Below are 19,194 nucleotides of genomic sequence, written 5' to 3' on the forward strand. Positions count from 1 at the left end.
GCCGGGGACGCGTCGGCCTCGCCCATATTCGGCTGCCATTCCCTCTCCCTGCTCTCCTCTGCGCATTCGTGTGCCCTCGACCCAAAAGAAGTGCGATCGTGACAACCATTCCGACCCGAACCACGCACCCGTTCCGCTCCCTCCTCCTGGCCGCGACAGCCACGGCCGCCCTCCTGTCGGGCCTCGTGGTTCCGACGGCCGCGAACGCGGCTGCGAACGCCGCCGCAACGGTGGACACGGCCGATGCCTCTCCGACCGCGGTCTCCATCACCGAAGGCACCATGACGTGGGGGATCAAGGAGTCCTGGCGCACGTACGTGGGCGCCGACTTCACCACGATCGAAGACGGCGCCACCCGCACCGCCGATGGTCTGTTCTCGTTCCCGCTCACCTCGGGCAGCTACGACTCGGCCACCGAGACCACCACGCTCACCTTCGCGGGAAGCGTGCACTTCGAGGGGTACTGCAGCGACTACTGCCTGCTCGACACCCGCTACGGCAACTTCCCCGTCGAGATCGGTCCCGACCGCCAGGTCGTGCGGGGCGACTGGGCCGGTCGCCTGCAGGAGGATCCTGCCGCGGGCATCGAGACGCGCACCGGCGTCGACCTCGCCACCCTCGACATCGCCGAGGTTGCGCTCGAAACCAGCGAAACCCGCACCCTCTGGCCGGCCATCCCGAGTGCCGCGACATCCGACTTCGTCACCTACCCCGCCGGAACCCGGCTCGACCCTGTGACGATCGACTACGTCGGCCCGGGCGGTGCACCCGACCTCGAGGAGCGCTGGGACAGCCCGGGAGCGCCGGTCTACGCCGCAGGTGCCCAGTGGGTGTCCGACAAGAAGGAGTCGAACACTCGGGTCGCATATCCGACCGCCGACGGTCAGACCGTGGTGATCGTTCAGGGCGCGACCGGCGAGGTCGGCGTCAAGCAGCACTCTCTCATCGCCGCCGACCCCGTCTCCCTCGAGCCGCGGGGAGAGGCACTCGTGATTCCGCAGACCGATGGCGTCGCGATGATCCGCACCGCGTTCGACGCCGAGACGGGGGCGGTCTTCTGGCCGTCGGTGAGTGCCGACACGGTGACCATCAATCGATCGGTATGGAACCCCGGAACCCTCGCCTTCGACACCGAGCCCATCGGCGATCTTCCCCCGGGCTCCGTCGCGTTCGGGAGCGCACAGATCACCTCGTTCGCCTGGAATCCCGTGAACCGAGAACTGGCCGTCGTCTCGGGCGTCTTCAGTTTCGCCGATCCGCAGAGCTCGTTCACGGTCTTCCGTTCCGAGACGTCGGGGTGGACGAGCGCCGCGTCCGCGCTGGATATCCCTGTCGACCTCCGGGCACAGTACGAGGGCAGCCTCGACGTGTCCATTCCGTTCGGCCTGGCCGGCCTCGCCCCCAATCTTGCGTTCCTTCCCGACGGCAGCGCGGTGCTCGCCGGTGGCGGTTCGGTCTCCACCGGCCCCGAGGACTGGTCGGCTGTCACCACCACTCCGATCCCGGCGTTCCACATCGTGACCGGCGCGACCGGCGCGACCGACGGCATCCGGATCGAGGCGATCGACGGAGCAGAACCCGTCGACGACCCCTACGGCACGGGCTACGGACACGCGTCGGTGGCCGCAGACGGGTCGGTGCTGCTGACCACGGGGATCGGCATCTTCCGCCCGGTGTCCCTCGTCGACGGTGCCGCGGTGGTCGGCGACGAGTTCACGCTGGATGTCGGGGGCAACGTCTACACATCGCCCACGGTCGTCGGCGATCCGGTCACCGGACTCACCCTCGCCACGAACCTCTCGGCCAAGCGGCTCCTCGCGTTCCGTGACGGCGCGCTCGTGGGCACCCAGGAGCTGCCGCTGATCAACGGGTACTACCCGGAGGCGCTGACGATCGGGCCCGACCGCGCGCTCTACCTGCAGATCCGCACGGCGGACGGCCTCGGCGGCATCCAGCGCTACTCGTTCGCGGGAACCGTTCCCGAGGTCATCTCCCAGCCCGCGTCCGTCGTGGTCGACACGGCGACGGGAGAGACCACCGCGCGCTTCTCGGTCAAGACGACCGGAACGCCAGAGCCGACCGTGCGCTGGCAGTCCAAGCCCGTCGGTCAGACAGCGTTCGCCGACATCGAGGGTGCGACCGCGGCCTCTCTCGAACGTTCCGTATCTCCCACCGACGACGGAACCGTCTACAGGGCCATCGTCACCTCGGCGGCCGGCAGCGTCGCATCCGAACCCGCAACGGTCACGGTGCTGTCTGCGCCCGCGTTCGTGCAGCAGCCCGTCGGCGTCTCGGTCGAGCCGGGCGACGAGGCCGTGTTCCAGGTGTTGGCCTCGGGCAACCCCGAACCGGTCATCACCTGGGAGCAGGAGCGCGATTCGGCCTGGCAGCCGGTCGTGGTCGACGGCCAGCAGGCGACCGGTACCCGACTCGTGATTCCGGATGCGCGGGAGACCGTCCGCATCCGCGCCGTGGCGACGAACGATCACGGTGCCCTGGCTTCGGAGCCTGTCGAGCTGAAGGTCGTGGCGCCCACCGCGCACCCCGACGGATCGATAAGCGGAACGCCCAACGTCGCCGGCGCGTTCACGACCGTGTCGCCCGCGGTCGAGGTCGCCGCCGACGGGTCCGCGGTTCTCGGCGTCTCGGGTTCGAACTTCGTGAAGGGCACGAACAAGTCGGGGCTCTACGTTCTCTTCGGCTACGTCGAGACCTTCCCGTCGGAGGGTGGAACGCACGGCAGCGGCTACGCCTACATCGACGGGGAGGAGAACCAGCGCTTCATCGCCTGGCCGGGAGCGGGCACGGCGGGTGCTGCGAACGCGCCCTTCGAGGCGGACGGTTCGTTCACGGTCGACGGGCTCGTGACCGCCGCGCGGTTCACCGCGGGATCGGTGCAGGTCGACTGCCTCGATGGCAGCGTTCGCTGCGGCGTGCTCACGATCGGTGCCCACGGCCAGCGCGACGCGGGCCTCGAGACCTTCACCCCTGTCTACTTCGCGGGGCAGGATGCGCCGCCCGTCACTCCGGTGGCGCCCGTGGTGCTCACGCAGCCGGCCTCCGCGTCGGCCGCGGTCGGCGGGTCCGTACGCTTCGAGGCGACGGCGTCGGGCTATCCCGCACCCGAAGCCGCCTGGCAGGTGCTGCCCGCAGGGCAGACAGAGTGGGTCGACATCCCATCGGATGAGGCTGCGACGTCGTCAGCGCTCGCGGTCGCTCCCGCGGCGACGAGTCTCGAGCTGGATGCCGTCACGGGCGCCCAGAACGGCTCGCGTTACCGTGCGGTCTTCTCCAATGCGGCCGGGCAGGTCGTCACGGCGGAGGCCGAACTCACCGTGAGCGCGGTCGTCGGCCCAGGGTCGACACCCGACCCGACACCCGCGCCGACCGGGGCCGCTGCGCCGACGGCGTCAGACCCGGCGACCGGCGCATCCGGAGCACCGGGCCAACTTCCGCGCACGGGAACCGCTCCCGGAGGCATGCTCGCCACGGCGCTGCTGGCCCTGCTGGCGGGTGCCGGAGTGCTGACAGTGCGCCGCCGCGGTCGTGTGACGCACTGAAGTGCGGGAAGTGGCCGCTTCGTCGACGGACGACGCGGCCACTTCCCGCACCTCGGTGGGGGGTCTGGCCTCAGCGGGCGGATGTGCCGAGCAGCACGCGGAAGATCTGGCGCAGGGGCTCGTTCAGCTCGTCGCCGCTCGCGGAGGCCACGGGCTGCACGGCGGCCGAGGTGCGCAGCATCACCACGCCGAGCGAGGTCGCGATCGCCAGCTGGGCGCGCAGAAGGATGGCCTCGCTCTCCGGGTCGTCGGGTCTCCAGCCGGCGGCGGCGGCGAGGCGGCGGGTGAAGTGCTCGAGGGTTCTGCGGCGGATGAGATCGGCGTTCTCGTCTCCTGACGAGCGCAGGAGGAGAAGCAGCTGCAGCGGGTCGTCACGGTCGGGCGCGTTGACGACGTGTTCGATGAGGCGTTCGATGACCTCCTCGATGCTCTTCGACGGAGTGGAGGCCTGCGTCTCGAGCTCGTCGGAGGTGCGCAGCATGCAGGCCTCGAACAGCCCCTCCTTCGAGACGAAATAGCGGTTGATCAGGGCCACGTTCACGCCCACGTCGGAGGCGATCTGCCTCACGGTCGTCGCGCGGTAGCCGTCTGTCGCGAACCGTCGGCGGGCGGCGCGCACCAGTGCCCGCCGGGTTGCCGTGGCATCGCGACCGGAGCGGATCAGCTCTCCGTCTGCTGCCGCGGCGGCCTCGCCGAGGTCTGTTGTCGACGCCTGTGTCTCGTTGCTCATGTATCAACTCCTCCGTCCACTGTACTGGCGCTCGCCGTGGCAAGTAAACGATTGTTGACAGAGGTCATCCAGTGGTGAATACTCATCAAGTCAGCATCTGCTTACATCGAGGAGAGTCATGTCCGTCACCACCCAGGGCCCATCGACGGGGTCCGTCCGCGCACAGTCGGGCGCGGCATCCAAGACACCCGGATCGCGGTCGATCGCGATCGTGCTGTTCCTGTCGCTGGGCGGGCTCTCGTTCGCCGTGCTGCAGTCGCTCGTCGCGCCGGCGCTCGGCACCATCGGCTCCGACCTCGGCGTCGCCACCTCTGATGCGAGCTGGGTTCTCACGGCCTACCTGCTCTCCGCCTCGGTGCTCACGCCCATCCTCGGTCGCCTGGGCGACATGGTCGGCAAGCGCAAGGTCATCATCGTCGTGCTGGCGCTCCTTCTCGTCGGCACCGTGCTCGCCGCCCTTGCCCCGAACCTCGGTGTGCTGATCGTGGCCCGCGTGCTCCAGGGCGCAGCCGGCGCGGTGATGCCGCTCTCGATCGGCATCGTGCGCGACGAGCTGCCGCGCGAGCGCGTCAGCGTGACGATCGGTCTGCTCTCGGCCATCTTCGGCATCGGCGCTGGCGTCGGCATCGTCGCGGCCGGCCCCATCGTCGAGGGCCTCTCGTGGCATTGGCTGTTCTGGCTGCCGGCCATCCTCGTGGCGATCGCCCTTCTCGGAGCGATCTTCGGCATCCCGGAATCGACCCGGCGCACACCGGGCCGTCTCGACCTGGTGGGCACCGGCATCCTGTCTGTCGGTCTCGTCGCCCTGCTGCTTGCCATCGGCGAGGGCCAGAAGTGGGGCTGGGGCGACGGCAAGACCGTGGGCCTGCTCGTTCTCGGCGCCGTCGCGATCGTGGTCTTCGTGTTCGTCGAGCTGCGGGTGAAGGAGCCGCTGATCGACATGCGCCTGTTCCAGCACCGCGGAGTGTGGACGGCCCACATCGTGGCACTCGCGTTCGGCTTCGCTATGTTCGGCACCTTCATCCTCGTGCCGACACTCCTGCAGCTGCCCAGCGCGCTCGGCTACGGCTTCGGCAAGTCGGTCAGCGAGTCGGGGCTCTACCTGCTGCCGACCGTCGTCGCGATGGTGCTGTCCGGCGTGGCCGCCGGCATCCTGATCCGCAAGATCGGCCCGAAGATCCCCATGCTCATCGGAGGGGTCGCGGTGGCGGTCGCCTTCATCATCCCCGCGCTCGGTCACGCCGAGGAGTGGCAGATCCTGGTCTCGGGCATTCTCACCGGAATCGGCATCGGCATGGCGCTCGCGGCCACCTCGAACGCGATCGTCGAGAGCGTTCCCGCCGCCCAGACGAGCGAGGCGATCAGCGCGAACACGGTCATCCGCACGATCGGAAGCAGCATCGGAACCGCGGTCATCGCCGCCCTGCTCTCGTCGAACGTGACCGCACAGGGCGCTCCGACCGACGAGGCGTTCACGATCGGCTTCTGGGCCTCCGCCGGGGTCGGAGTGCTCGCGATCCTCGCCGCGCTCGTCGCCCCGTCGCTGCGAGCGCGCCGCCGCGAGGCCGCCGCCTCCGGAGTCGACGACTTCGCCGAGCTGGAGGTCGACGCGCCCGCGAAGTAGAGCGCGTCGACTGCGGCTCATCGAGTTGCACGAAATGGCCGCCTCCCTCTATGGGGAGGCGGCCATTTTCGGCAACTCGATGTGCTGCGGGGCTGCTCGGGCGGAGATTCGCGGGGCGCATGCCCGTATGAGCCTCGGTGTGCCCGAATCTCCGCCCGGGCGAGGTGAACGGGAGGAGATTCGTCGCATTGGCGCGCTATTCGCGACGGATGCGCTCAGCTCCTCCCGTTTGGCGGCCCGGTCGGCGGCTACCGCGGCGCCCATCCGTCGTTCTCGCGGATCGCCCGCTGGATGCGCCCGCTGATCGCACGCAGCTGATGCTTCTGAGCGCTGGTGAGGGGGTCGAGTACCAGTACCCTGACGTTCTGCTCGTGCACAGGAGTCGCGTTCTCGAACACCTCGAGACCCGTCGTGGTGAGCAGCGCCAGCGTCGATCGCCCGTCGGCGGGGTCGCGGGTGCGGCTGATCCATCCGCGCCCTTCGAGTCGGGTGGCCGCTCGCGACAGCCGCGAGAGCGAGCTGTTCGCGTAGCCCGCGAGCACGCTCATGCGGAGTGTTCGCTCGGGCGACGTGGCCAGGGCGTAGAGGATGCCGTACTCGAAGTGGGTGAGATCGACGTCGCGCACGAGCACGGCATCGAGAGCGGGCGGCAGCCACTCCAGAACAGTTGCGAGCGCCGCCCAGGTCGCCAGGTCGTCGCCGGTGAGGGGTGATCTGTCGGACTCGTCGTTCATGGTTTAAGGCTACCGCTTTAGTTGCTCAGTCAAGTTAATTCATCTACCTTTTACTTACCCAGTCAAGTAAAAAGAGGACAGAAACCCCATGGATCTTCAACTCGCCAACAAGCGCGCCTTCGTCAGTGGCTCGACCCAGGGCATCGGATATGCCATCGCGAAGGCCCTGCTCCAGGAGGGCGCCGAGGTCGTGATCAACGGTCGGGATGACGCACGGGTGGACGCATCGGTGCGAAACCTGCGCCGAGAGGTCTCCGGTGCCCTCGTCACGGGGATCGCCGCCGACTTCTCAGACGTCGCCGACGTGCAGCGACTGATCGACTCGATCGGTCGTGTCGACATCCTGATCAATAATGTGGGCCTCTTCGACGTGACGCCCTTCGCCGACGTCACGGATGCCGATTGGTCGCGCTACCTCGACGTCAACCTGATGAGCGGGGTGCGTCTGTCGCGCGCCCTGCTTCCGCACATGCTCGCCGAGGGGTGGGGTCGAATCCTGTTCGTCTCGAGCGAATCGGGCGTGAACGTGCCCGCCGACATGGTGCACTACGGCGTGACCAAGGCGGCCACGATCGCCCTGGGCAACGGCCTGGCCAAACTCACCCGCGGCACAGCGGTGACGGTTAATACGATCCTCGGCGGTCCGACATACTCCGACGGGGTCGCGGCGACTGTGGAAAGCATCGCGCAGGCCCAGGGGTTGCCGACCGAGCAGCTGAAGGCGGCGATCATCGGTGCGAACCACACCTCTCTGCTCGAGCGCTTCATCGACGCCGACGAGATCGCCCACCTGGCCGCCTACCTGGCGAGCCCGCTCTCGTCGGCGACGAACGGAGCGGCCCTCCGCGCCGACGGCGGAGTGCTGACGACCCTGCTGTAAACGAGACATCACAGCCAGATGGTCGAGAGCCACGCCACGATCGCCGCCGCCACGGCCAGTGCGAGGTTCATCCAGATCGCGTCGCGCCGGCGAAGGTGGACCACGGCGGCTCCGACCTGCACGGCGAACAGCCCGACGGCCGCGGCGAGGCTCAGCCACGGCAGGATGCCGACGAGCGGCGGAACGACGAGCCCGATCGCTCCCAGCACCTCGACGAGGCCGATGGCGCGAACCGCGCCGAGGGGCATGTCGTCGACCCACTGCATCATCGGCCGCAGCCGGTCTTTCGACTGCATGAGCTTGATGCCACCCGAATACAGGTAGAACAGGGCCAGGAGGCCCCCGACGATCCAATAGGCGATCAGCATGGCGACTCTCTCTCATGGTTACGCTTGGTAAGCATCGCCAGTATGGGCGCTTCGAAAGAGCCCGACAAAAGGCACACGTGTGTAACTGTGGAGAGGTCGAGGGTGTCGGACTACGAGAACGTCTGCCTGATCCGCGGCGATCAAGGGCGGGCCATCCGGTCTCTGCTCGATCGGATCGCCGACAAATGGACCCTGCTGGTCATCGCGACCCTCGACGACCAGCGCCTGCGCTTCACGGAGCTGCAGCGTCGCATCCCGGGCGTCTCGCAGCGCATGCTCTCCCGCACGCTGATGCACCTCGGCAGAGACGGCCTGGTCACCCGAACGGCCTACGCCGAGGTGCCGCCCCGCGTCGAATACGAGCTCACGCAGACCGCGAAGACCCTGCTACCGCATGCCATCGCGCTCGCGGACTGGGCGGTCAACAACATCGTCGACGAAGAACCGCCTGCGTCAGGGTAGTTGTTCCCGTTCCGGACTGTAAGTACCGGTGCGCCGGTACCTATAGTCCGCAGAAGGAACGACTGACTCAGGCGCCGGGGAGCGCCCTCAGGAAGGCGAGGATCGCGTCGGAGGTGATCTTCGGCTGCTGGGCCTGGGGGTAGTGGCCGGCCTCCGGCACCATCACGACCTTCGCCGTCAGCGCCTCGCCGATGAAGGCGGCCTCGGCTGCGGGGTTCTTGAAGTCGGCATCCTTCTCGCCCATGATCACGAGCGTGGGTGCCGTCACCGACCCGAGCTTGGCCTCGGCGGGGTCGTGGTCGGTCTGCCGGGTGGTCTGCGAGAAGGCCTTGCCGTAGGCGCTGCGCTTCAGGCTGGATGCGACGGCCGCGCGGTACTCGTTGAAGTCATCGGGCTTGCGTCCGGCGTAGAGGGTGGGCATGTAGGCCTTCCAGACCGCGGCGATCCAGAGCGGGTTCATCATCAGTCTGAACGCGCCGAGCACGAGCGCGTTCGCGGGCGGGTTGCGCACGAACGGGCCCACGAGCACCAGTCCGTCGACCTGGGTCGGATGCTCGGCCGCGACGATCACGGCCGCTCCGGCTGCCAGGGAGTTGCCGACGATCACGGCCGGCCTGCCGAGCTCGGTGATCAGGGCCTGGATGTCGCCCGCGGTCGCGGCGTCGCCATATGCCGTGAACGAGGTGTCGCTGTCGCCGTGGCCGCGGAGGTCTGTCGTAGCGACCGTGTAGCCGGCGGCGACGAGCGACGGGGTGAGGTGGCGGTACGACGAACGCAACTCGCCCATTCCTGGAACGAGGACGAGGAGCGGGCCGGAGCCCTGAATGTCGTAGGCCACGCGGCCTTCGGGGCGGGAGACGAACTGGGTGACGGGCGAAGAGGCAGAGGAGGAAGTGGAAGTCATGAAGCTACTGTGCATCTCCTTTTGGCTAATGTCAATAGCCAGAGCTAAAAAGCTATTGACATTAGCCCATCCCTCGGGTCACTCTTGGGTCATGAATAGACGAGCACGTGCCTAGGGCCGGCCTGACCCGAGACCGCGTTGCCGAAGAGGCGGCCGTGATGGCCGACGAGGTAGGGCTCGCGAAACTCACGCTCGCTGCCCTCGCCGACCGGCTCGGAGTGCGCCAGCCCTCCCTCTACAAGCACATCGACTCCATGGCCGGCCTGCAGCGCGACATGGCCGTGCACGCCAAGCGCGACCTGGGCGGGGTGCTGGCGCGCGCATCCGTCGGCCGTTCGGGTGCCGACGCGATCTCGTCGATGTCGCACGCCTATCGCGACTGGGCGCGCGCCCACCCGGCCCGGTACGAGGCATCCAATCTCATGCCGGCGCCCGGCGACGTCGAGGACGAAGCCGTGTCCCTCGAGGCCGTGCAGCTCATCGCCGATGTGCTCGCCGCCTACAACCTCGAGGGAGACGACGCCATCGACGCGATCCGTGCCTTCCGCGCGACGCTACACGGGTTCGTCTCGCTCGAGACCAGTGGCTCGTTCGCCCTGGCCGCCGACGTCGACCGCAGCTTCGACCGCCTCGTGCGCGGCTTCATCGCCGCCCTCGCCCAGTGGACGGGCGACACCGCGGCGAGCTGACGTGGCCGGGTCGGTCAGTCGGCATCGCGCGACGACCGCGCCGCGCGGATGAGTGCGGTCGAGTGGTCGAGGTGGGCGCGAACCGCGTTGCCGCCCGAGTTCATGATGTCGACGAGGTAGGCGCGGTGCTCGTGCGCGAGCGCACCCGGGGGATAGTCGGGCCGAACGTGCGCGAGCAGGAGGAGGATCTCGGACTCGAGAAGTGTGTGGGCCTCGGCGATGCGCGGACTGCCCGCGGCGGCGACGATCGTGCGGTGAACCAGGGCGTGGGCGCGCGTGATCGCGGGCCAGTCGCCGGATGCCTCGGCCTGGGCGAGATCGTCGACGGCCGCGTCGATCGGCATGGTCACCTCATCGGGCCATGACCTGCCGTGGGTCTCCGTCGTGAGTCGCACGGCCTCTGTCTCGAGGGCTCCTCGAAGCTGCTGCAGCGCGATGAGCGAGGCGTCGTCGAGGGCGGCGACGCGCGCGCCCCGATAGGGAGCGGCCTCGACGATGCCCTCGGACGCCAGGGCCGCGAGGGCCGTGCGCACCGTGTGCCGCGAGACTCCGTGCCGCAGTGCCAGCTCTTCCTCGCGCAGCGGGGCTCCGGGCTCGACCTCTCCGTCGAGGATGCGGGCGCGCAGCGCATCGGCCAGCTGCGTGGCGGTGGTGGGGGCCACCTGGTCGTCACGGCGTCGCGGTGTCACGGAGATGTCCTTTTCGTCGAGCGGGAAGCGTGAGGATCGTCAGTCCCACCGCCATGATGATGAGCCCCACGACGGCGGGGGTGGAGAGGGTCTCGCGCAGAACGATCAGGCCCAGCAACGTGGCGACGAGCGGCTCTGCCAGCGTCAGGGAGGCGACCGTCGTGGGGGCGAGGCGCTTGAGCCCCCAGCCGAAGAGGAGATAGGCGACCACGATGGTGACCACGCCGAGCCACAGCACGAGCACGGTTCCCGACGGCGTCGCGAGCCACGCCAGCGACGTGCTGAGCAGCACCGGCACGCTGAAGACCGCGGCGACGCCGAAGACGGCACCCATCGAGGCCGACGTGCTCCACCCCCTGTCGAGCAGGAGCTTGCTCGCGATGGCGTAGACCGCATACGACGCGCCGGCGCCGAGCGACGCCAGGATGCCTGCGGGAACGATCTGCTGTCCGCTCCCGTTGCCCGCGACCCCCGACACGAGCACGACACCGGCCAAGGCGATGGCCGTGGCGACCGCCCATCGTGATGTCGGTCGGCTGCGCCGGATGACCGCGTTGAGTACTCCCGTGAACACGGGGGCGGAGCCCAGGGCGATGACGGTTCCGACGGCGACCCCGTTGAGCCGGGTGCCCGCGAAGAATGTCGGCTGATAGGCCAGAACTCCGAAGGCCCCGACGATGACGATGACCCAGCTCGGCACGGCCCGGTCGCCGAGCGCACGATCCGCGCTCTGCTGGCGTCCCCGCCTGAGCAGGGCAACGAGCGCGATGACGCCGAGAAGGCCGCCGCCGACGAGCACGCGGGCCGCGCCGATCGACAGTGCCGAGCCGTCGACGTCTGCGAGCGCCTGGGCGGTGCCCGTCGTGGCGAAGCAGAGGGCCGCGAACAGCACGGCGAAGACAGCGGTCATGAGGAACATTGTTACACAATCCGACCATCCAGCCATGAGCCCTTGCATCTATCGTGCATAGCAAGGTAACGTGCAAAGCATGACAGTGGATGTGGGTGCCCAGCTGCGCAAGGGCGTGGTGGAGTTCTGCGTGCTCGGGCTTCTCGAGCGCGAGCCGATGTACGGCTGGCAGCTCTCCGATCGACTCGTGAAAGCGGGCATGATCGCCAGCATCGGCACGCTCTATCCCATGCTCTCGCGCCTGCGAAACCAGGGGCTCGTCACGGCCTACGACGAGGCATCCGCCTCAGGCCCCGTGCGCAAGTACTACCGGCTCACCGCCGAGGGCGACGCGCAGCTCGAGACCTTCCGGCTCCAATGGGGCCCCTTCGCCGCCACTGTGCACGACCTCGTCGGAAAGGACGACTCATGAACCAGAATTCCTCGAACCCCGTGACCGCCTACCTCGCCCGCCTCGACTCGGCTATGGTCGGCGTCGAACCGAGCGTGCGCGCAGAGATCGTGTCGGGCATCCGCGAAGAACTCGCCGGACTCGACCCGGCAGATGCCGCGGCCCGCATCGCCGATCTGGGCGATCCCGCTCTCATCGCGGCCGAGGCCCGCGCTGGAACGACCGCTCCCGTCGCCGAACCCGCTCCCGGCCGAACCCTCTCGATCGTGGCGGTGCTGGTGCTCATCGTCGGCAGCTTCGCGGTTCCCGTGCTGGGCGCGCTCGTCGGCCTGATCTGGGTCTCGCTCTCGGCCGCCTGGTCACGCCGCGAGAAGCTCGTGATGTGGCTGGTTCCCGTCGTGTCGGTGGTGGTCGTTCTGGCCGTCGTCGCGGCAATCGAGGCACTGAATCCGGATGCCGCAGCGCCCACGCTGCCCGTCGGTTTCGCGGGGGTCTCGCACTTGGCGCTCCTGATTCCGTTTGTCGTGCCGCCGATCGAGGGCATCGTGCTGCTCGTCCGTGCGCACAGGAGGGGCTGGCGGCCCGAGGCGCTCCTCGCGAACCGGGGCGGTGTCGGAGGCCCCGCCTAGATTCTTCAGCGGGAGGTGCGGTGCCGGAGAACGTGCAGGCCTGGTGGTCGCGACGCCAGTGGTCGAAGGGCGCCGAGGTGCCCTACGCCGTGGGCGCCTACCGCGACGACTGGCAGCGTTATCCCGTGCTCGCGCGCCAGTTCCACCCCGACCTCAACGCCGGCATCGTACTCACCCAGATCCCGCCCGCCGCCGATGTCTACCTCACCTGGCAGTGCGACGCAGGCCACGTTTTCGTGGCCACGCCCGACGAGCAGCGCACCCGTCCTGGCCGCACCCGGCGCCGATCGTCGTGGTGCCCCGACTGTTCCGCGCTCGCCGTGCCCCGTCGCATCCGCACCGCAGACACGCCGCCGCGGGCGGCCTCGAAACCGGATGCGCGACGCGTCGCGACCGCTCGCGCGCCGCAGAGCGGCCGCGTGCCGGGCGAGGCCTTCGTCAGCGACCGCGCGCCGCGACCGAGCTCGGCCGCCGAGGGCGCCCTGCGTCAGAAGCTGGCGCGCAGGCTGCCGCTCGACATGACCCCCAACGCTGTGGCGGTCGCACGACCGTTCTTCGACCGGGCGGAGGTGTGGCCCGACATCGTCATCCCCGAGCTGAAGGTGGCGATCGAGTACGACACCATCGGCAAGTTCGGCCTCGAGCACGTGGGCACCCGTGAGGCCGTCGACCGCCGCAAAGACCGGCTGCTGCGCGAGGTGGGGTGGCAGATCATCCGCGTCCGCTGCGGCGCCCTGCAACCGCTCGGCCCGCACGACGTGGCGGCATCCGGGGTCAATGCGGCGTTGATCGAGCGCGTGCTCGACGAGCTGCGGGTCATTCGCGGGGCATTGTTCGTCGAGGCGTACCTCGCCTGAGCCGGTGCGCCGCGCGGCGCCACCCCGGACCGGGTTATCTGAGTTCGCCGCGGCGGGAGTAGATGAGCGTCACGAAGCCGTAGCCGAACAGGCCGCCGCCGACCCACGTCAGAACGTGGAGCGCGGAAGGGCCGCCGTTGAGGTCGAGGACGAGGCCGATCGCCCCCATCACGATGCCGATGATGACCATGGTGACGCCGATCGAGCGCCGAGTCGCGGTGTTCATGACGACGAGCATAGTGACGTGTCGAGCGGGCGTCACGCACTCATTTCGAGGCAGGTGCGGGGTAGGGTGCGGGTGCAGGTGCGGGGTCGGGCAGTTGCTCGGCCAGGGTGAGCAGTTGCCGGCTCGTCCAGTTCGACCACTGCTGCGGCGACCAGCCCCGTGAGCGGGTGAAGTGCAGGTAGGCGTCGGCCCCCGTGACGTAGCTGAGCACATCTGCGGCGGCGGCGACACTCGATTCGGGGATGCGACCGCGGCCCGCGAACCAGTGCGCCGCGATGGTCATGTCCCTGTGGCGGCGCTGCTCGAGCTCGTCGTACGCCGCTCGCACGGCCGTATCCGCGTCGGCGGCCGCGGACATCGCCTTGACGATGCCCGCAGCGCGCTGATTCGCCGCCCCGAGGAACTCGACGTAGCGCCGAACTGCCGTCTCGAAAACTGGCTCGCTCATAATCGCCGCCATCGATGGCCGGTCGGCGAGGGAATGCGCGCCCTCGTCTCCGGCGAACGCCACCTCGAAGGCTACGATCAGCAGGGAGTGCTTGCCGCCCTGCTGTTGAACGGTCGGAAGGGACACCTGCGCCTCGTCGGCGATCGCCCGCAGCGACGTGGCGGCGTAGCCGTCGCGCACGAACAGCTTCTCGCCGGCCGCGATGATCGCCGCTCGCGTGGAGGCGGCATCCGCCTCTCGTCGGGGTGAGCGGTATGCGCGGGCCATGGCAACGACGCTACCGGTGATGGCGAGGGGTGTAGGCGATCTTTCTTCGTGCGCGACTCGGCCCGGCCGAATATCGTGTGTCCATGAGCCCAGACCGCGTTGTCGCCCCCCAGCAGCCCACCGACGGTTCCAAGCTGAAGGGGCCGGCGTCGTATTTTCCGAGCATCGAGAAGACCTACGGCAAGCCGATTCAGGAGTGGCTCGACCTCGTGAGCGAGCAGCTCGCCGACAACACGCACATGCAGGTGGTGTCGACGCTGAAGGCGGATCACGGCCTGGGCCACGGTCACGCCAATGCGATCGTCGCCTACGTGAAGGCGGCCCAGGGCTAGCGGCCCTCCCGCCGTGCACTTCGGGCCGATGCGCACTGAGGTGCGGAAAACGTTCGCCTGACCGGCAACCGAAGCGACAATTCTCCGCACTTCAGCGCTCGGCGGCCACTCGGGCACCGACGTCTTTAAGTGCGACCGAAGAAACTTAATCGACAAAATGAGGCTTAAACGCATTAGGTCTGTTAGCCTCATTCTGTCGTCGGGGGACGAGGGCTCGCACCGGTCATTCCGGGCGCCCCTCATCAACCCTGAGGAGCTGTCCAGAGTGATTCGCGTCGCCCACCTCACCAAGAGGTATGGCCCTGTCACCGCCGTGAACGACCTGTCGTTCGACGTGCCCGCCGCCAGTGTCTTCGCCTTTCTCGGCACGAACGGCGCGGGCAAGAGCACAACCATCTCCTGCCTGACCACCGTCGCGACAGCCGACTCCGGGCGCATCGAGATCGACGGCCTGCGGGTCGGTCGAGACGACGACGCGATCCGACGCAAGATCGGCGTGGTCTTCCAGTCGTCGCTGCTCGATCCGAGCCTCACGGTCAGAGAGAATCTGCGCGACCGCGCGTCGTTCTACGGGCTGAGCGCGAGCGATTGCGCCACGCGCATCCGGCAGCTCGCCGAGCAGATCGACCTCACCGACTTTCTCGACCGCCCCTACGGCCCGCTCTCGGGCGGCCAGAAGAGGCGGGCCGACATCGCCCGCGCGCTCATGCACGATCCGGTGCTGCTGTTCCTCGACGAGCCGACGGCGGGTCTCGACCCGCAGAGCCGTGAACAGGTCTGGCAGACCATCCACGAACTGCGAGAGACGAAGGGGCTCACCGTCTTTCTGACCACGCACTACATGGAGGAGACGGAGGAGGCCGATCTGGTGTCGATCATCCACGCGGGGTCGCTGGTGGTGCAGGGCACTCCCGCTCAGCTTCGAGCGGAGCACAGCTCGAGCGTGCTCTCGGTCACGTCGAGCGACATCGCGGCGGTGATGCGCGCCTGCGCCGATGCGTCGCTCACCTGCACGGTGTCGGGCGACGGCGGCCGCATCGTCGTGCCCGACTCGGCCTCTGCTCTCGACTTCGTGAATCTCCATCGCTCGATCGTCGACGACTTCGAGTTCCGGCACGGCACGATGGACGACGTCTTCCTCTCGGTCACGGCGACGGGAGGCCGAGCATGAGCGCCTGGATCCTGGCCCGCCGCAACCTGCGCATCTTCTTCCGCGACAGGGCAGGCGTCTTCTTCTCGCTGCTCTCGGCCCTCATCCTGATCGCCCTCTACGCCCTGTTCCTCGGCGGCCTCCAGGTAGACAACCTCGCCGAACGCTTCACGAACGCAACGACGGGCGAGATCCAGGCCTTCGTCGACGCCTGGGTGTTCGCCGGAATCACGATGATCACGACGCTGACGACCGGCCTGGCCGCGCTCAGCGTGTTCGTCGAAGACTCCGCCAGCGGCCGCTTCAAAGACTTTCTGGTGTCGCCGATGCGACGGTCGAGCATCATCTTCGGCTACATGATCTCGAGCTTCGTCGTCGCCGTGATCATGACCGCGGTGGTGGTCGCCGTCTCGCAGGTCTACACGCTCCTGCGGGGCGATGAGCCCATGACCCCGCAGAGCCTGCTGCTCACGGCCGCCTATGTGGTCGTGGCAGCCGCCGCGTTCTCCGCGGTGTCGGGCTTCGTGGTCACGTTCCTCACGTCGAACAGTGCGTTTGCGGCTCTCAGCACCATCGTCGGCACGATCATCGGATTCCTCGCCGGGGCGTACATTCCCGCGGGGACACTGCCCGTCGCCGTGGTGAACGTCATGAACGCCCTTCCCTTCGCCCAGGCGGCGATGCTGCTTCGGCAGCCCTTCACCAGCGAGGCCGCGCAGGCCCTGACCAGCGGCAACGCCACCGCCGAGGCGGCGCTGAATGAGTTCTACGGCATCGCGATCTCGGTGGGCGACCTCGAGGTGTCGAACGGGTTCGCGCTCGCCGAACTCGCTGTGCTCTTCGCCGTGTTCGCCGTGCTGTCCGCCCTCCGGCTCGCGAAGCGCATCCGATGACCGCCGCCGAAGCAACGCACTCGGGCAGCATCGGGCTCTTCCCTGGCCAGGGCAGCCAGTTCGTCGGTATGGGCGCGGGCCTGGTCGGTCGTTTCGTCGAGGCCGCCGCGGTCTTCGACGAGGCGTCCGACGCGATCGACACCGACCTCCGGGCCCTGTGCTGGCAGTCGTCGGCCGCCGAGCTCGCCGCAACCGAGAACGCGCAGCTCGCGATCGCCGTCTGCTCGGTCGCTGCCTGGCGGGTGTGGACCGCGAACCGACACGACGCCGAGCCCGAGGCGGTGGCCGGACACAGCGTGGGTGCGCTGCCGGCCGCGATGGCCAGCGGTCACCTGACCCTGCGCGACGGCATCCGGCTGGTGCGCACCCGCGCGCAGCTCATGGGCGGCGTTCCGAGAACGGGATCGATGCTCGCCGTGTCGGTCACGTCAGACGCGATGCTTCAGGATGTTCTGGCGAACGCCGACCGGTTCTCTCTCGACATCGCCGCCCGCAACGGGGCGAGGCAGGTCGTGCTCAGCGGATCTGTCGGCGGCGTCGAGGCGGCCAAGGCCTACTTCGGCGCCCGCTCGCGTGCGCTCGACGTGAGCAACGGGTTCCACTCGCGCGCGATGGACCCGGTTGTCGACGCCTGGAGCGAGGCCGTCGCGGAGGCCGCGTTCTCAGACGGCGAGGGCGCAGCGTATGTGGCATCGACGACCGGCAGAGTCGCGTCGAACACCGCCGACGTGACGCGCGACCTCATCACGGGTCTGCGGCGCACGGTGCGCTGGGACCTGGTGATCGGCGACGCGACTCGCGCCCGGTGGATCACGTTCGGTCCCGGTGGCGCGCTCGCGAGATTCGGCCGAGGGCTGGTGCGGGCCGACGACATCACGAACGTCGACGACTCGTTCGTGGGTGCTTCGTCCGTCAGTGCTTCCTCCTCGGGTGCTTCCTCCGCCGAACGGCGGGCCCATGCGCGCTGAGGTGCACGACACGGGGATCGCCCTCGTCTTCGGAGGCTCGCGGGGAATCGGGCGCGCGGCTGCCGAGCGGCTCGCGGAGTGCGGACTGGCCGTCGTGGTCGCCTTCCGATCCGACGAGACGGCCGCGCTCGACGCGGTCACGAGCATCCGACAGGCCGGAGGCCGGGCCGAGGCCCTGCGCGCCGACGTCTGCGACGAGGCCGCCGTTCGAGGAGCTTTCCGGGCGGTCGCCGCCATGGAGGGAGTGCTGCGCACGGTGGTCTTCAGCGCGGGGGTCACCTCGGACGGCCTGCTCGCCACGATGTCGGCCGAGAGCTGGAGCCGGGTGATCGACACCAACCTGACCGGCGCTTTCCACGTGAGCCGGCAGTCGGTGAAGGCCATGCGCAAGACCGGGGGATCGATCGTTCTCGTGAGCTCGACCTCGGGCATCAGCGGCCAGCCCGGGCAGGGCAATTACAGCGCGAGCAAGGGCGGAATCAATGCGCTCACCCAGTCGCTGGCGAAGGAGGTCGCCGGCCTCGGCATCCGGGTCAATGCGGTGGCGCCCGGTTTCACCGACACCGACATGCTTCGGCGAATGGATGCGAAGGCGCGGGCGGAGTATGCGGCCCTCATTCCGCTCGGACGCGTGGCCGACCCCCGGGAGGTCGCGTTCGCCATCGAGTTCCTCGCCGGCCCGCAGTCGTCGTACACAACAGGACAAATACTCGCGGTCGATGGTGGCATCACCGCCTGAGATGAAGGAATCCGAAATGAGCACGTTCACTGAGATCCACGCCCTCGCCGAGCAGCGCTCGGCCCTCAACGCCCGCCTGCGGTCACTCCTCGTGGAGGGGCTGGAGCTTCCGATCGACGCGGGGATGATCGAAGACGACCAGCCGCTCTTCGGTCGCGGCCTGGAGCTGGACTCGCTCGACACACTCGAGATCGTCAGCCTGGTCGAGGAGGAGTTCGAGGTCTACATCACCGACGACGACAAATCGGTCTTCGGCTCGATCAACAAGGTCGCCGACTACATCGTCGCGAACCGACCGCGCCCGTGAGCACGGTGCTGACTGCGGCGCAGATCCTGCGCAGGCTGCCGCACCGGCATCCGTTCGTGATGCTCGACGCGGTCACCGAGCTGGTGCCGTCGCAGTCGGGTGCGGCGCTGAAGAACATCTCGATCTCCGATCCGGTGTTCGCGGGGCATTTTCCGGGCGAGCCCATCTACCCGGGCGTGCTGCTGATCGAAGCGGCGGGCCACCTCTGCGGCCTCGTCATGGCCGACCTCGATGAGCCCGCTGCCCCGGCGATCGGCTACCTCGCGTCGGTCAAGCGGTTTCGCTTCGTGACGCTCGTGCGCCCGGGAGATCAGGTGCGCATCCGGGCGACGGCCGGCACCCGGTTCGGCGGAATGACCGACTTCTCGGTGTCGCTCACCGTGAACGGCGCAGACGTCGCCTCGGGGTCGCTCGTGATCGCGCTGCCGAACTCGTAG

At 68.6% G+C, this 19,194-nt stretch carries 23 protein-coding genes; 15 read left to right on the forward strand and 8 right to left on the reverse strand.

From position 1 onward, the window contains the following. Window positions 1-98 precede the first annotated feature (98 nt). Window positions 99-3,560: an HtaA domain-containing protein gene (locus tag ASF06_RS12930; RefSeq protein WP_055947753.1), complete on the forward strand. Its 3,462-nt coding sequence runs from the start codon at window positions 99-101 to the stop codon at window positions 3,558-3,560. 70 nt (window positions 3,561-3,630) lie between these two features. Here the strand turns inward: ASF06_RS12930 and ASF06_RS12935 are convergent, their stop codons facing one another. Then, window positions 3,631-4,290: a TetR/AcrR family transcriptional regulator gene (locus ASF06_RS12935; protein ID WP_200920372.1), complete on the reverse strand. Its 660-nt coding sequence runs from the start codon at window positions 4,288-4,290 to the stop codon at window positions 3,631-3,633. Between the two features lie 118 nt (window positions 4,291-4,408). Between ASF06_RS12935 and ASF06_RS12940 the strand changes: the two genes are divergently transcribed. Then, entirely contained in the window at window positions 4,409-5,914 is a 1,506-nt protein-coding gene (locus ASF06_RS12940; RefSeq protein WP_082500932.1) for an MFS transporter, read from the forward strand. A gap of 248 nt (window positions 5,915-6,162) precedes the next feature. Here ASF06_RS12940 and ASF06_RS12945 read toward each other — a convergent pair whose 3' ends face one another. Continuing rightward, window positions 6,163-6,648, reverse strand: coding sequence for a MarR family winged helix-turn-helix transcriptional regulator (locus ASF06_RS12945; protein WP_055947755.1), 486 nt, complete (start codon window positions 6,646-6,648; stop codon window positions 6,163-6,165). Between the two features lie 88 nt (window positions 6,649-6,736). Here ASF06_RS12945 and ASF06_RS12950 point away from each other — a divergent pair, with 88 nt between their 5' ends. Further along, complete coding sequence (locus ASF06_RS12950; RefSeq protein WP_055947759.1) at window positions 6,737-7,528, forward strand: SDR family NAD(P)-dependent oxidoreductase; 792 nt, start codon at window positions 6,737-6,739, stop codon at window positions 7,526-7,528. Window positions 7,529-7,536: 8 nt separating this feature from the next. Here the strand turns inward: ASF06_RS12950 and ASF06_RS12955 are convergent, their stop codons facing one another. Next, window positions 7,537-7,896 carry a DoxX family protein gene (locus tag ASF06_RS12955; protein WP_055947761.1) on the reverse strand — a complete coding sequence of 120 codons (360 nt, stop codon included), beginning with the start codon at window positions 7,894-7,896 and terminating at the stop codon, window positions 7,537-7,539. 102 nt (window positions 7,897-7,998) lie between these two features. Between ASF06_RS12955 and ASF06_RS12960 the strand changes: the two genes are divergently transcribed. Further along, window positions 7,999-8,358 carry a winged helix-turn-helix transcriptional regulator gene (locus ASF06_RS12960; protein ID WP_055948489.1) on the forward strand — a complete coding sequence of 120 codons (360 nt, stop codon included), beginning with the start codon at window positions 7,999-8,001 and terminating at the stop codon, window positions 8,356-8,358. A gap of 67 nt (window positions 8,359-8,425) precedes the next feature. Here ASF06_RS12960 and ASF06_RS12965 read toward each other — a convergent pair whose 3' ends face one another. Beyond that, entirely contained in the window at window positions 8,426-9,262 is an 837-nt protein-coding gene (locus tag ASF06_RS12965) for an alpha/beta fold hydrolase (RefSeq protein WP_157439205.1), read from the reverse strand. Window positions 9,263-9,420: 158 nt separating this feature from the next. Between ASF06_RS12965 and ASF06_RS12970 the strand changes: the two genes are divergently transcribed. Next, window positions 9,421-9,951, forward strand: coding sequence for a TetR-like C-terminal domain-containing protein (locus tag ASF06_RS12970; RefSeq protein ID WP_200920381.1), 531 nt, complete (start codon window positions 9,421-9,423; stop codon window positions 9,949-9,951). 14 nt (window positions 9,952-9,965) lie between these two features. Here ASF06_RS12970 and ASF06_RS12975 read toward each other — a convergent pair whose 3' ends face one another. Next, window positions 9,966-10,640 (reverse strand): GntR family transcriptional regulator, encoded by a 675-nt coding sequence (locus ASF06_RS12975; RefSeq protein WP_055947767.1) that lies wholly within the window; start codon window positions 10,638-10,640, stop codon window positions 9,966-9,968. Continuing rightward, window positions 10,621-11,550, reverse strand: a complete 930-nt coding sequence (locus ASF06_RS12980) for a DMT family transporter (protein ID WP_055948492.1) — start codon at window positions 11,548-11,550, stop codon at window positions 10,621-10,623. Before ASF06_RS12980 ends, ASF06_RS12975 begins: the two co-directional genes overlap by 20 nt. A gap of 79 nt (window positions 11,551-11,629) precedes the next feature. Here ASF06_RS12980 and ASF06_RS12985 point away from each other — a divergent pair, with 79 nt between their 5' ends. Genes ASF06_RS12985 through ASF06_RS12995 form a run of 3 tightly spaced genes read left to right on the forward strand, consistent with a single transcriptional unit; the run spans window position 11,630 to window position 13,427 of the window. Continuing rightward, window positions 11,630-11,962 (forward strand): PadR family transcriptional regulator, encoded by a 333-nt coding sequence (locus ASF06_RS12985; RefSeq protein WP_055947770.1) that lies wholly within the window; start codon window positions 11,630-11,632, stop codon window positions 11,960-11,962. After that, window positions 11,959-12,570, forward strand: a complete 612-nt coding sequence (locus ASF06_RS12990) for an HAAS signaling domain-containing protein (RefSeq protein WP_055947773.1) — start codon at window positions 11,959-11,961, stop codon at window positions 12,568-12,570. Before ASF06_RS12985 ends, ASF06_RS12990 begins: the two co-directional genes overlap by 4 nt. A 20-nt stretch (window positions 12,571-12,590) precedes the next feature. Continuing rightward, the gene (locus tag ASF06_RS12995) at window positions 12,591-13,427 is read left to right on the forward strand and encodes a zinc-ribbon domain-containing protein (RefSeq protein ID WP_055947776.1); all 837 of its coding nucleotides are present in this window, start codon (window positions 12,591-12,593) and stop codon (window positions 13,425-13,427) included. A 34-nt stretch (window positions 13,428-13,461) separates the two neighbouring features. On the opposite strand, the gene ASF06_RS13000 is transcribed toward ASF06_RS12995, so the two are convergent. After that, window positions 13,462-13,653 (reverse strand): hypothetical protein, encoded by a 192-nt coding sequence (locus tag ASF06_RS13000; protein WP_157439206.1) that lies wholly within the window; start codon window positions 13,651-13,653, stop codon window positions 13,462-13,464. A 40-nt stretch (window positions 13,654-13,693) separates the two neighbouring features. Then, window positions 13,694-14,368, reverse strand: coding sequence for a TetR/AcrR family transcriptional regulator (locus tag ASF06_RS13005; RefSeq protein ID WP_055947783.1), 675 nt, complete (start codon window positions 14,366-14,368; stop codon window positions 13,694-13,696). A gap of 83 nt (window positions 14,369-14,451) precedes the next feature. On the opposite strand from ASF06_RS13005, the gene ASF06_RS13010 reads away from it, so the two are divergent. The 7 genes from ASF06_RS13010 to fabZ all read left to right on the forward strand — a co-directional run bounded on the left by ASF06_RS13010 (window position 14,452) and on the right by fabZ (window position 19,194). Beyond that, window positions 14,452-14,700 carry a DUF4287 domain-containing protein gene (locus tag ASF06_RS13010; protein WP_055947786.1) on the forward strand — a complete coding sequence of 83 codons (249 nt, stop codon included), beginning with the start codon at window positions 14,452-14,454 and terminating at the stop codon, window positions 14,698-14,700. 265 nt (window positions 14,701-14,965) lie between these two features. Next, a complete protein-coding gene (locus ASF06_RS13015; RefSeq protein ID WP_235501005.1) occupies window positions 14,966-15,871 on the forward strand; it encodes an ABC transporter ATP-binding protein in 906 nt (301 codons plus the stop codon). Continuing rightward, window positions 15,868-16,743: an ABC transporter permease gene (locus ASF06_RS13020; RefSeq protein WP_055947791.1), complete on the forward strand. Its 876-nt coding sequence runs from the start codon at window positions 15,868-15,870 to the stop codon at window positions 16,741-16,743. Before ASF06_RS13015 ends, ASF06_RS13020 begins: the two co-directional genes overlap by 4 nt. Continuing rightward, complete coding sequence (locus ASF06_RS13025; protein WP_055947794.1) at window positions 16,740-17,711, forward strand: ACP S-malonyltransferase; 972 nt, start codon at window positions 16,740-16,742, stop codon at window positions 17,709-17,711. Before ASF06_RS13020 ends, ASF06_RS13025 begins: the two co-directional genes overlap by 4 nt. Continuing rightward, a complete protein-coding gene (locus ASF06_RS13030; protein ID WP_055947797.1) occupies window positions 17,701-18,450 on the forward strand; it encodes an SDR family oxidoreductase in 750 nt (249 codons plus the stop codon). Before ASF06_RS13025 ends, ASF06_RS13030 begins: the two co-directional genes overlap by 11 nt. Before the next feature lie 16 nt (window positions 18,451-18,466). Then, a complete protein-coding gene (locus ASF06_RS13035) occupies window positions 18,467-18,757 on the forward strand; it encodes a phosphopantetheine-binding protein (RefSeq protein ID WP_055947800.1) in 291 nt (96 codons plus the stop codon). Next, window positions 18,754-19,194, forward strand: a complete 441-nt coding sequence (fabZ, locus tag ASF06_RS13040) for a 3-hydroxyacyl-ACP dehydratase FabZ (RefSeq protein ID WP_055947803.1) — start codon at window positions 18,754-18,756, stop codon at window positions 19,192-19,194. The genes ASF06_RS13035 and fabZ overlap by 4 nt, the downstream gene beginning before the upstream one ends.

The sequence above is a fragment of the Agreia sp. Leaf244 genome (genome assembly GCF_001422695.1).
Taxonomy (GTDB): Bacteria; Actinomycetota; Actinomycetes; order Actinomycetales; family Microbacteriaceae; genus Agreia.

Excerpts from the sequence above, each read along its gene's own strand:
- ASF06_RS12935 (WP_200920372.1), bottom strand. The coding sequence starts at position 4,290 with ATGAGCAACGAGACACAGGCGTCGACAACAGACCTCGGCGAGGCCGCC.
- ASF06_RS12940 (WP_082500932.1), top strand. The coding sequence starts at position 4,409 with ATGTCCGTCACCACCCAGGGCCCATCGACGGGGTCCGTCCGCGCACAG.
- ASF06_RS12945 (WP_055947755.1), bottom strand. The coding sequence starts at position 6,648 with ATGAACGACGAGTCCGACAGATCACCCCTCACCGGCGACGACCTGGCG.
- ASF06_RS12950 (WP_055947759.1), top strand. The coding sequence starts at position 6,737 with ATGGATCTTCAACTCGCCAACAAGCGCGCCTTCGTCAGTGGCTCGACC.
- ASF06_RS12955 (WP_055947761.1), bottom strand. The coding sequence starts at position 7,896 with ATGCTGATCGCCTATTGGATCGTCGGGGGCCTCCTGGCCCTGTTCTAC.
- ASF06_RS12965 (WP_157439205.1), bottom strand. The coding sequence starts at position 9,262 with ATGACTTCCACTTCCTCCTCTGCCTCTTCGCCCGTCACCCAGTTCGTC.
- ASF06_RS12970 (WP_200920381.1), top strand. The coding sequence starts at position 9,421 with ATGGCCGACGAGGTAGGGCTCGCGAAACTCACGCTCGCTGCCCTCGCC.
- ASF06_RS12980 (WP_055948492.1), bottom strand. The coding sequence starts at position 11,550 with ATGACCGCTGTCTTCGCCGTGCTGTTCGCGGCCCTCTGCTTCGCCACG.
- ASF06_RS12985 (WP_055947770.1), top strand. The coding sequence starts at position 11,630 with ATGACAGTGGATGTGGGTGCCCAGCTGCGCAAGGGCGTGGTGGAGTTC.
- ASF06_RS12990 (WP_055947773.1), top strand. The coding sequence starts at position 11,959 with ATGAACCAGAATTCCTCGAACCCCGTGACCGCCTACCTCGCCCGCCTC.
- ASF06_RS13000 (WP_157439206.1), bottom strand. The coding sequence starts at position 13,653 with ATGAACACCGCGACTCGGCGCTCGATCGGCGTCACCATGGTCATCATC.
- ASF06_RS13005 (WP_055947783.1), bottom strand. The coding sequence starts at position 14,368 with ATGGCCCGCGCATACCGCTCACCCCGACGAGAGGCGGATGCCGCCTCC.
- ASF06_RS13010 (WP_055947786.1), top strand. The coding sequence starts at position 14,452 with ATGAGCCCAGACCGCGTTGTCGCCCCCCAGCAGCCCACCGACGGTTCC.
- ASF06_RS13020 (WP_055947791.1), top strand. The coding sequence starts at position 15,868 with ATGAGCGCCTGGATCCTGGCCCGCCGCAACCTGCGCATCTTCTTCCGC.
- ASF06_RS13025 (WP_055947794.1), top strand. The coding sequence starts at position 16,740 with ATGACCGCCGCCGAAGCAACGCACTCGGGCAGCATCGGGCTCTTCCCT.
- ASF06_RS13030 (WP_055947797.1), top strand. The coding sequence starts at position 17,701 with ATGCGCGCTGAGGTGCACGACACGGGGATCGCCCTCGTCTTCGGAGGC.
- ASF06_RS13035 (WP_055947800.1), top strand. The coding sequence starts at position 18,467 with ATGAGCACGTTCACTGAGATCCACGCCCTCGCCGAGCAGCGCTCGGCC.